4 protein-coding genes are annotated in these 10,790 nt (G+C 66.1%); all 4 read right to left on the minus strand.

Annotated features, from left to right (window positions below):
* Nucleotide 1: 1 nt before the first annotated feature.
* Complete coding sequence (locus tag ITX31_RS02690) at nt 2-1,747, minus strand: sugar transferase (RefSeq protein ID WP_194781939.1); 1,746 nt, start codon at nt 1,745-1,747, stop codon at nt 2-4.
* Nucleotides 1,748-2,368: 621 nt separating this feature from the next.
* Complete coding sequence (locus ITX31_RS16030) at nt 2,369-5,071, minus strand: helix-turn-helix transcriptional regulator (RefSeq protein WP_194781940.1); 2,703 nt, start codon at nt 5,069-5,071, stop codon at nt 2,369-2,371.
* A 17-nt stretch (nt 5,072-5,088) separates the two neighbouring features.
* A complete protein-coding gene (locus tag ITX31_RS02700; protein WP_194781941.1) occupies nt 5,089-7,878 on the minus strand; it encodes a LuxR C-terminal-related transcriptional regulator in 2,790 nt (929 codons plus the stop codon).
* Between the two features lie 178 nt (nt 7,879-8,056).
* A complete protein-coding gene (locus tag ITX31_RS02705; RefSeq protein WP_194781942.1) occupies nt 8,057-10,753 on the minus strand; it encodes an AAA family ATPase in 2,697 nt (898 codons plus the stop codon).
* Between the last annotated feature and the right edge of the window lie 37 nt (nt 10,754-10,790).

Here is a 10,790-nt window from a genome sequence, read left to right on the forward strand (position 1 = left end):
TCTAATACGCGCCGACAGGCCGAAGAAGCATCTTTGCCGTGCGCCAGAGGATGATGAGGTCGCCGGCGACGGACCAGTTCTCCACGTAGTAGAGGTCCAGACGGACGCCGTCCTTCCAATTCAGTTCCGACCGGCCGTTGATCTGCCACATGCCGGTGAGTCCCGGCTTGATGTACAGCCGCCGATGCACCCGGCCCCCGTACCGGGCCACTTCGCGCGGGAGCGGAGGACGGGGACCGACCAGGGACATATTCCCCAGGAAGACGTTCCAGAACTGGGGCAGCTCGTCGAGGGAGTACTTGCGCATCCAGCGGCCAACCTGGGTTACGCGCGGGTCGTGCTGCATCTTGAAGAGCAGTCCCGACCCCTCATTGCGGTCCAGCAGACCCGCAAGATCGTCCTCGGCGGTCTGCACCATCGAGCGAAATTTGAGCATTTCAAAGACTTCCCCGCCGCGCCCCACCCGTTCCTGCCGGAACAGGACCGGCCCGGGGCTGTCCCGCCGAACCAAGAGAGCGAGCACTAGGAACACCGGCATCAGGGCCAGAAGCGCGAGGCCGGAGAGGACCACGTCCAGGGCGCGTTTGAGCAAATGTTTGCCGCCTGCGTACTGCGGCAGCTCAACGTGCATGAGCGGCAGGCCTTCCACCGGACGGGTATGGATGCGCGGTCCGGCGACGTTGGTTAGGCCAGTGGCCAGAATCAGCTGCACCGCCGATTCCTCAAGTTTCCAGCCCAGTTCCTGGACGTAGCGGCTGCCGCCCTTGGTAGGTCCCGCAACAATCACAGCATCGGCACCGAGGTTGGTGACCGCGTCAACCACGTGCTCGGAGTCCGATACCACCGGCAAGAGCTGTCCGTCGACCTCCAAACTGGATCTGAACTTGCCGGTGAGTGCCACGCCCATGACCTTGTACGGCGCACCGGCGTCGGTGCTGATTTGGTGGATTACATAGCGGACGTCCCTAGGACGGCCCAGCACCACGACCCGAGAGAGAAAGCGGCCACGCTGCCGTTGCCTACGCAACCACTGGCGGACGATCCAGCGTGAGCAGAGGAGACCTACCGTGCCAGCTGGCAAAACATAAGCGAAATATCCGCGTGCAATGTCAAGCTGCAGCACGAAGGATGCGAAAACCAGCCCTGCAGTGGCCGCGAAGGCAGCGTTGACTACCCGCTTGTATTCGTCCGTACCTATGCCGGCGATCCTGGGGTCACGGCTGCGGTAGGCGTGCAGCGCCAGCATCCATCCTGCCCCGAGCAGGAAAGACAGGACCCAGTACGTGGTGGCAAGCGTTCCGACGCGCAGCTCCGCCGTCTGCGTCCCAAACCTGGCAACCGTTCCTCCCAGCAGTGCCGAGCTGATAACGAGAGCGTCCGTGAAGATCAGGATCAGCGCGTAGCGGCGGTTCCGGAGCACAGCGGCTGTTCTGGATGTTTGCGGCTTATTGGAAGACCTGGGAATGAAGGACGGGAACTCAAAAGGCTGCAGAGCATGGCTAACTGCCGGTCCTCCAACACCGGCTGCGGCGGGGACTTGGGTGATGGCTGCCGAGGGAGTCGTCTGGAAGCCCCAGGGATGGACACCTTGGGCGGTCAGTACTTGCGGGTGCACCTCGGCGCTGCCATGACCCGGGGCAACTGTGCGGTGGCGGATGCTCGGCGGGTTCTGGAGCTGGTCAACAACATCGTTTGTTTCCCCCAGCAGGAACTTGCCCGGCAGCAGCCGGCGTGTATTTGCGTTCATAGCGAGACCGTCATCCTTTGTGCAATGCCAACGGCCATCAATCTAGGAGTACCCGGCGGCAGCGGCACGAGTACCCGGTACTCGCCTAAACGGCGCTTCTACGCCCTGGCTTGGTGCGCTACCTGCACGGCTACGTGGTCGCTGGCGGAGAACGGGCTCGCGTTTCCCTGCATATGAGAATGCCCGGCGCGACGGCCGGGCACTGTGGATGATGAAGCGGAGCACCGCTGCTATTTCACGATGAGGAGGAGCCGGCGACGGCTGGGGGGAAGCCTGGGTCTCAGCAGACTTCGACGCCGCCGGCTCCGCTTCGGGAGGCCCGCGCACACATTGGGTACGGCCCTGTTTGCCTGGCGGGAAGCCGGACGTCCGGGTGAGGGCTGAGTCCCGGCGTACCTGGCAGTGCAGCTGTCTCCGCTGCTCCCGCACTGACAAGCCAAGTCAACGGCAGCCGATGACGGAAGGCACCAGTAGTCCACACCTCAAAAAGGCCGGACGCCACTCGAACTCAACGACCCACTACCCAGTGGCCCGCATGGGCTACTTGGACCCGAACAGGCAGTCCCCGGCCCGTCCTCCGCGGGACCAGCGCGGAATGAGCCGTCGCGGCTGCGGAACTCCCTAGTGGACCTGCTGTCCAGCCTGGACTTTTGGCTCAGCCTCCAGCGCCTGGTAAACGCCCTCGAGCTCGGTCCGCTTGCTGATGCCGAGCTTGACGTAGATGCGGTAGACGTGTCCCTCGACCGTTCGTTGAGACAAGGTGAACTTTGCCGCGATGTCCTTCGTCCCAGCCCCCTCCAGCAGGAGTTCGACGATTTCGTGCTCGCGCCTGGTCAGCCTGACCTGGTGAACGCTGGGGCTGAGGTAGGACACGGTTACCCCTGCGAGTTCCTCGCGTCGCCGCCTCAACTGCTGGATCAGTGCGCGTTGGCGACGCAGATTGTTGTGCGCACCGTAGTAGCGGATGGCATGGCCGATGCATTCGACGGCGACCAGGTATTTCCTGCGGCCCACTGCCTCGTCCGCAGCAGCGACCATCCTTTCGGGATTATCTGCTGCGACCGCTGCGGCGTAGGCATGGAGGGCCGCCGCTTCCCCGCCTTCGAATCCGCTGGTAAGGTCCATGAGGCGTTTGGCCTGCTTCAGGTCACCGACCGCGAGCGCCAGTTCCAGAATGTCCTTTTCTGTTGCGAACTGTCCCAGGGCATGCGCTTCCTCAGCCAGCGACCGCACCTGGGACGGAGGCGGTTCTTCAATGCCCTGGGGAGCCATTGCCGCCGCCGCGAAGGCACACGCAGCCAGTTCGAGTCCTTTGGGACCGGAGTATCCCAAGCCTTTCAGCTCGCCGGCGAACCGGGCCGCCGGAGAGTCGTCCTCCACCACAACGGCGGTATACCCGGCGACAGCCAGTGCGTATGGGAGCAACCTCTCCGGGTCCCTGGACCGAAGGGCGCCAATAGCCGGCTTCAGCAGGCCAAGACCTTTGCGGAACCGTCCCTGGTGTATCTCCAGTACCCCTTCAAGCAGCCCAATACTGCCGCCGTACGCCAACAGGTTATGGGGCGTCGACCTCAGCTGCTTGGCGAGCAGTTCACCAAGATCTGCAAAGCTTCCCCCGTGGAGCAACGCGAAGGCATGCCTAATCCACACGGCACCCCTCACCCTGCTTTGCGTCCGTGGTTCAAGCTCCAATTCCCGCTCCGCATGCTCGGCCGCCTGCAGTGCCCTCCCTACGGCGCCGGCGGCGGTGTATGCCTCGCACACCAGCGAATAGCCCAATGCCCGCAGCTCGTGCTGTCCCGATGTCCTCCCCGGGTTCGAGGCGTCAGCGTCCAACAGATCACGGGTAGTGGCAGGGCCTTCCCCCGGAGTCAGCAGGTTGCCGTCCGCGATCCTCGCCCACAGCGCCAGGATGCTTTGTCCTGCCGCCACCCATCCGGCCCGTACATCCGCGGAATCCTTGAGCTGGGCTTCCCGTTCTGCCCATTTTCGGGCCAGGCCGCGAAGCCGCTCGCCGGCGGATTCCGAACAGGCGGCAAGCTGCGCCGAAGCCAGTACTGCGAGGTCCAGGGTTTCTGCGTCCGCGGCTGCACTCACGGCGTCTTCCAGACCTGCGCGCGCCTCAGCCATATTCCCAAGCGTCAGCTGTGCCACGGCCGCTTCGATGCGTGCCCGGGCAGCCAGGGGTCCGGGCTGAACCGCGTGGGCAAGCCGTAGAGCCAGTTCGCAGTCGCCGTCGGCGTTTGCCGAACGCGCGGCCTGCAGCAGTTCCGCATCCTCCGGCGCTTCACCGCAGTCAAGTGCCCACGCGGCGTGGAGAGCGATGTGTCCGAAGCCCCGACCTCCGCCCTGCGTGAGCTGCCGGCGGATCTCCATACTGCGCACCGGCGGCACCAGGGAGCGGATGGCGTAGGCATGGAGCGGCTGTGCCAGTTGCAGCTGCTCCGCAGCTTTCGGAGCCTGGGTAAGATATCCGTCGTCGACGAGGGCCTGCACGGACACCGGGTCCGCCACCGCTGTCAGGGCTGGACGGGGAAAGATGCCGGCCAGGGCGACTGCCTCCAGCACCGTGCGTTCGCCGGGCGTCCTGCTTGCCAGGAGGCGCTTGGCCAGGTCCTGGACTATGGGGTCCATCCCCGCGGGCAGGGTACGCAGATACCAGGAGCCGTTGTTCCGGAGCAGTTCCCCGCGCCTGCGAGCCCCGTCCAGCAGTGCCTTTGCATAATGCGGATTTCCACCGGAAACCTGAGTCAGCACCGCGCTGGAGGCCCCAAGCACCGTTCCGCCCAGCTCCTGGACGCACAGGCGGTGAATCGTTTCGTGTGTGAGGGGCTGGAGGTCCAGACGTGAAAGCAGGCCGTCCCGTGCCAGGGAGAGTAGTTCCTGGATGTTCGTGCTGCGGGCGCGGGAGAGGATGAGCAGCCGCAGCTCACCGGACATCGCCAGCTGGACCAGCACGTGGCTGGACGCCTCGTCCAGGTGATGGGCATCCTCCACCACCAGCAGCGCCTGGGCGTCACCGGCCTCGGCACGGACACGGAAGAACCGGCGGATGTTCCGGAGTACCGTGAGCGGAGAGTCCATATCTTCAGCCGCCGCCCGTTCCATGAAAGGTGTCAGTGCACCGTAGGGGATCCGCGCCAGCACCGGGCTGCTGTGGATCCGGTAAGGCGTCACAATGCCCTCCAGCCGGCGCAGCACCTCCTCCGCGAGTGCGCTCTTGCCCATCCCTTCCGGCGCCAGCACAATCGAACCCCGGAGCACCGGGGACAGCAGGTGATTCGAAATCTGCTCGGCCTCGGCGCTCCTCAGGATGTTAGGCACCGCCCGTGGCTGCTGGTTCATCGCCGGGCCCCCTGCGTTGCGTTCGGCTGGCTGCCGCTGGTCATCTGTCCGGCTGTCAGCAGTTTGGCTAATTCCCTTCGGCTTCCCACATGCAACTTTGAGTAGATCTGGTAAAGGTGCCCTTCGACAGTGCGTACTGAGATGGAAAGTTCCGCCGCGATCATCTTGTTGCTGGTTCCAGCCGCCGCCTGCCTGGCGATTACCCGCTCACGCCCAGTCAGTCCGCGCAGGCAGTCCTCGACTTCGGCGTCGTTCTCCGATTCTCCGGACTGGGCCCGCCGGGTGCGGTGGATGAACCGGACTGTAGCCCGGTCTCCGGCCCCGGCGGCGATTTGCAGTGCGCGTTCCCCGGTCTCCCGGGACAGCAGTTCATGCCCAAGGGCTGCAGCGGCATCGGCCGCGCGCAGCAGCAGCTGCGGATCGCAGCTGGCCGCGCCCTTCGCGTAGTCCTCACACAGCCTGGCAAACCGTCCCTGCAGGCCCGATGCAGCATCCAGCAGCTGCTGTGCCTGGTCCCGGTCCCCCAGGCGGACGGCGCTGAGCAGGCTCAGCACGGCGTATGCACCGGCACCGCGGTCCTCATCCCGGACCGCCATGGCTGCCAGCGTTTCGCCTGCCTCCTCGGAACCCAGTAAATTCCGGGCCAGGACGGTGAAGTGCGCTGCGGTGCGCTGCAGCGCCCACGACGGCGTGACGGGAACTGAATCAGCCGTGCGAAGGTGCTCCTCGGCCAGCTGATGTTGGCCCTGCAGCGCGGCTGAATAGGCTGCGACTGCGCTGACCGTATGAAGGAGACCCCCGGGGTCAGAGATCGCCAGCTGCCTGGCGGCCGGGAGCAGCCGCGTGGTGGCAGCGGCCCCCCGTCCGGCGAAGGCGTGCAGGACACCCTCGCAGACCTCATGGAGGGTTCCGCCGATGCTGCCTGCTCCCTCGGTTACCGCTGCCCGGGCGAGGAACTCGCCCGCCGAGTCGAGGGCACCGGCGACCATCAGGACATGCAGTATCCGGGCCTGTGCCTGCGCGGCTTCCCCGGGGTCGAAATCCGGTTCCGGCGCGTCGGTAAGCAGTGGCCAGAGCGCTGATGCGAGCTCCAGGGCATCGGACTGACGGTCTGTCATGCCCCACCCAACACAGAGCCATGAACCCACCAGGGTCCTGAACCCCCGGCCGTTTTCGTCCCCCCGGGCATAGACACCGGCGAGGAATGATGCCGCCTGCCCATACTGTCCGTGCTGGACCAGACACCGGGCCCGTGCCAGGACGAGCTCCCGCTCGAGCTGAGCGGACTCACCGCGGGCTAGTCCGTCCGCGGCGAGCGCGGCGAGGATCTCTCCAGCTTCTTCAAGACGGGCACCGTGGGCTTGGGCCGTGCACCCGCCCACGAACTGCTGCTCCGCCATCCTCCGGCAGCCGGCTTCGGCTTCGACGATCAGCAGGCGCACGGTTTCGGGAGAACGGATACCGGATTCGCCGAAGGCGCGGTGCCGGGCGACGACGTCGGAAGCTCCTGCGGCATCACCGCCTGCCAGGACAGCTCGGGCCAGTTCAAGCACAGCACACGGCGAAGATAAATAGTTGGGGTCTGCCGTGATGAACTCCTCGGCCGCACCCGGGTCCCCTTCGGCGTTCGCTGTTCGGCCGGCTGCCAGCGCGAGCTCCGCCGGTAGTTTGACGCCTGCGGACAGCAGCCACCTCGCCGCGTGTGCCGGCCATGACACCACGGGATCCGGCGGGAGTTTCTCCAGCAGCTCCCGGCGCCGTCCCGGGTCGATCTGGCCCAGCAGCACCCTCCCAAGACCGGAATCGACCAGGGACAGGGCAGGGACCGTCCTGTGCACAAGCTGCAACAGCCCGGATTCCTGCAGGGCATCCACCTGCCGGCTCTCCACCTGCTCGAGGACCCGGCCGAGCGGCAGTGCGCCTGCCAGTGCCAGCAGGTCCAGCAGGTCACGCTGGTCATCGGTTAGTCCCGCCAGTTTTGTGCCCATCACGGAGGCGAGCCGCGGGAAGGCACAGTCCTGTCCCCGGTCCAATACCCATACGCCGTCCACGGCGCGCACCCGGCCGCTCTCGCGATAGTCCGCCGCAGCGCAAAGCAGCAGGCTGGGATTGCCCCCGCTGATCCTGATCAGGTCCTCCGCAGCGGCCCGGCTTACCGGCCCGCGCAGTTCCGCTTCCAGCAGGTGGGCACATTCAGAGGGCAGCATGGGCTCCAGGTCCAGACGGCTAAGAAGTCCTTCGCGCCAAAGCCCCATAAACTCGGCCGGTGCGGCGCTGAAGTCGCGGAAGGCCGCGAACATGTGGGCCAGCCGGTTTGCCACCATCTGGCTGAGCACCATGGCAGAGAACTCGTCCAGTTCCTCTGCGTTGTCCACTGCCAGGATGATCTGCCGCCCCTGCGCCCGTTCACGGATCAGCTCACTAAGGCCCCGCAGTATGAGCACGGGGTGGGAAACGGTCTCCGGATCGAGTTCGGACAGCAGGAACGTCAGGGCTCCGAAAGCCGTCCTCCCGGCGAACGCCGACCCCCGGACGTTCACGGTATAGGCGTCCTGCCCGTACAGCTCCAGTACATGCCGCATGAGGGCGCTCTTACCGCTCCCGGCTTCGCCGATGATGAGGCACCCTGATGCGGGGGAATCCGGGTTCAGGCACTCGGCCAGGGACCGGACCAGGGCCGCACGGCCCAGGAACGGTGAGTCGTGTCCGTGCCCGACGGGGGCAGGAGTACTGCCGGTGGTCCGCGCCTCAGGTGAGCAGGCGCCGGACGAATGATGCTTCTCCACTGTGAGACCTCTTCCTGGCAAACCGTCCATGCCCGCGGCAGCAGGCGTTGAACACACTAGGTAGGGGGCGGGGACACCGACCTGAGTAGCAATCACCAGTAATGAGCAGCACCTACTCGGGTTACACCACTGTGATTCGGGATAGCTACTTGGTTCACGCGCGTCGGTGGAACGGAGGTTACTTGGAATACTGACTCTGCTGCCTGTTGCGGCGGCCTCCGCCGTCACCGAGCAGGCGCCTCAGTTCCGCCCGCCCGGAGACATGGAGCTTCAGGAAGATTCGTCCGAGGTGCCAGTCCACTGTCCGCGGCGACAGGTGCAGCTCAGTTCCCAGGCGGGCACTGCTTGCACCGGATGCGGCCCGGTGGGCCAGGTCCCGCTCAAAGTCCGAGAGGGTCTCCAGGCGGCTCTCGAGGCTGTTGGCGTCAGCCAGCATGCGGTAGCACTCGTTCGCCACCATCCGCGCCTGCCGGCCCAGCTCCCGCTGGTTGGCTGTCTCAGCTGCGTCCTGCGCAGCCAGGGCAGCCCGATAACCGTGCAGGTAGAAGCCCCGCGCGAGCAGCGCATCAGCCGCGTCATAGAGATCCTGCGGTGTTTTCTCCACGAGCCCGGCCCCGAGGGTCTGCCACATGCGGGCCGACGTGCCGTGCCCGGCGGCTGCAGTGGTCTTCAGCATCGCAGCGGCCGATGCGTCTCCGGAGAGGGCTGCCGCTGACAGGCATAGAACTGCTGCGGGATAGTTGCCCCGGTCCGCAGCCCGGCGCCCCTGCGAGGCAAGCTCGGCGGACGGCTCTGCTCCGGGGCTGAAGCGAAGTGCCGCGGCCCGCTGGAAGTAGCGAGTTGCCGTGAGCACGTGTGAGGCGGGTGCAGCCTTGAAATCCGGGACGGCGGCGAGGCATTCAGACATCCGTTCCCAGTCGCCCCGCTCTGCGTAGCAGTAGCCCATGGCCGCGAGTGCGAGCGGCAGCAGCTCTCCCCGGTCGTCGACTTCGAGCTGGCGATGAGCGGGAATCAGGCAGTCCAGGGCAGCGTCGGACCTGCCGCACAGTGCGTGGAGCACGCCGGCCGGCAGCTCCGACCAGGCACTCAGATGGGTTTCCAGGTAACGGACTTTCCTGGCGTGCTCCAGCATTTCCAGTGCCCGCAGCGGTTCGGCACACATGATGTAGGTGCACAGGATGCCGTTCAGGGTTTCGGCACCGGCGGCGAGTGGCAGCCCACGAGAGTCTTTCAGGCTCGCCCAGAGCTCCCCGGCCTCCAGCAGTGCTTCCTGCGTCCTGCCCTCCAAAGCCAGGAGCTGGCAGCGGCTGGCCCTGGCCGGCAGCTGGACGGCGGCAGGAACCGCCCAGTCAAGACAGAGCGTCCCGAGATCGCGCGGAGCGAGCGTCGGATCGGACTCAATCGCGGCAAGGGCGGCTCGGGCCGCCGTCACCTGCTGCAGGCATTCAGTTCGCTCAGGGTCAGGCCGGAGCTGCGCTGCGGCTTCTGCCAGCTCCAGCGCTTCCGGCGGCGACACTCGGGGCGAGGGCACCGCACGGGCCACCATGGCCAGCTCCAGCAGGGCCGGTACCGTGATTGAGGGATCGTCCAGCTCAAGGAGTTGCTCCAGCTCTGCCAGGGCCGACTCCATCTCATGCAGAGCACGAAGTGCGCGGGCGCGTTGGAGCTGAAGCCGGGGGTGCGGTCCCGGAGCCTGGACAGCTTCAGCGATCCTCAGGGCGGCGGTGGGCTCCCCGTCGCAGTTAGCGGCTGCGCAGGCACGGGCGGCGAATTCGGCACCGACGGGACTGCCGGCGGCGGCAGCCCACAAAGCGTAGGCCCTGGCAGGACGGTCCGGCCAGGTTTCAGGATCCAGGCCTGCCGCACGCAGCTCCTGCCAAAGTTCGAAGAAGTGGCCGATGGGTACCCGCTCGGCAACCAGGCGGGCGTAGAGCGGGTCCCGAAGCGATACCGATCCCTCCCCATAGCTGACGGTCAGCACGCCCCGTTCTTCCAGGGCTTCGACGCTTTGGGCATCCGCCACATCCAGCAGCGCACGCAGGGGTATCCCGGGGCACAGAGACACCAAGTCCACGATCAGCTGCTCCGGGACGCTCAGCCGGCGGTACCAGGTTCCAAGCCAGTCCGAGATTTCCCCGCTGAAGGAGAGCGGACCGGCGAGGGTCCAGACTCCGCTCCGCTCCCGTAACCGCCCGGCGTTCATCTGGTCTCGGCACAGCAGCGTAGCAAAAAGCGGATTTCCCCGCGCTTGGCGCCAGACGGCGTGCGCCGCCAGCGCTGACAGCCTACCGCCGGTGATCCCTTCCATAAGGGCAACTGAATTCTTCGGGTCCAGCGGACTTAGGTCAATCCTGCGGATCATTCCCTCGGACCATAGCCGCACCAGTTCTTCTCCGCAGCTCAGCACGTCCGGAGTGGTGGCCAGCATGGCGGCAGCGGACTGGCGCGTCAGCTGGACGAGGGCGTTCTGGCTCAGTGCATCAAGTTCATGGAGGTTATCCACTACCAGCAGGGTCCGCCGTCCGCCCGCACGTGCCGCCAGGTGTTCCTGCAGCGCCCGCAGGACGTGCACCGGATTATCCAGCGGAGTTTCCGGCATCTCGCTGAGCACCCAGGCCAGCGCCCCGTAGGCTGTTCCGGCGGAGAAGCTGGTGCCGCGCACATATACTATGTGGAAGTCCTGCCGGGTTGCCGTGGCTGCGGCATTGGCCAGGGCCGTCTTCCCGATTCCCGCGGGGCCGACGATCACAGCGCCGCCGTTGGACTTGATTGCGGAGACTGCCGCGCTTAGCTCCTCCGACCGTCCGGCCAGCCGTGGCTGCGCCCTGACGGCCGCGTGTTCGCGACAGAGCGGTGGGGGTGGTGCAACGCGCATGTAAATTCCCTGCCTCAAGGTGTGGGCCCGAGACAGA

Origin of the sequence: Arthrobacter gandavensis, from assembly GCF_015355785.1 — a bacterium.
Lineage (GTDB): Bacteria > Actinomycetota > Actinomycetes > Actinomycetales > Micrococcaceae > Arthrobacter_B > Arthrobacter_B gandavensis_A.

Coding starts and splice junctions, on each gene's coding strand:
- ITX31_RS02690 (WP_194781939.1), bottom strand. CDS start 1,747: ATGAACGCAAATACACGCCGGCTGCTGCCGGGCAAGTTCCTGCTGGGG.
- ITX31_RS02705 (WP_194781942.1), bottom strand. CDS start 10,753: ATGCGCGTTGCACCACCCCCACCGCTCTGTCGCGAACACGCGGCCGTC.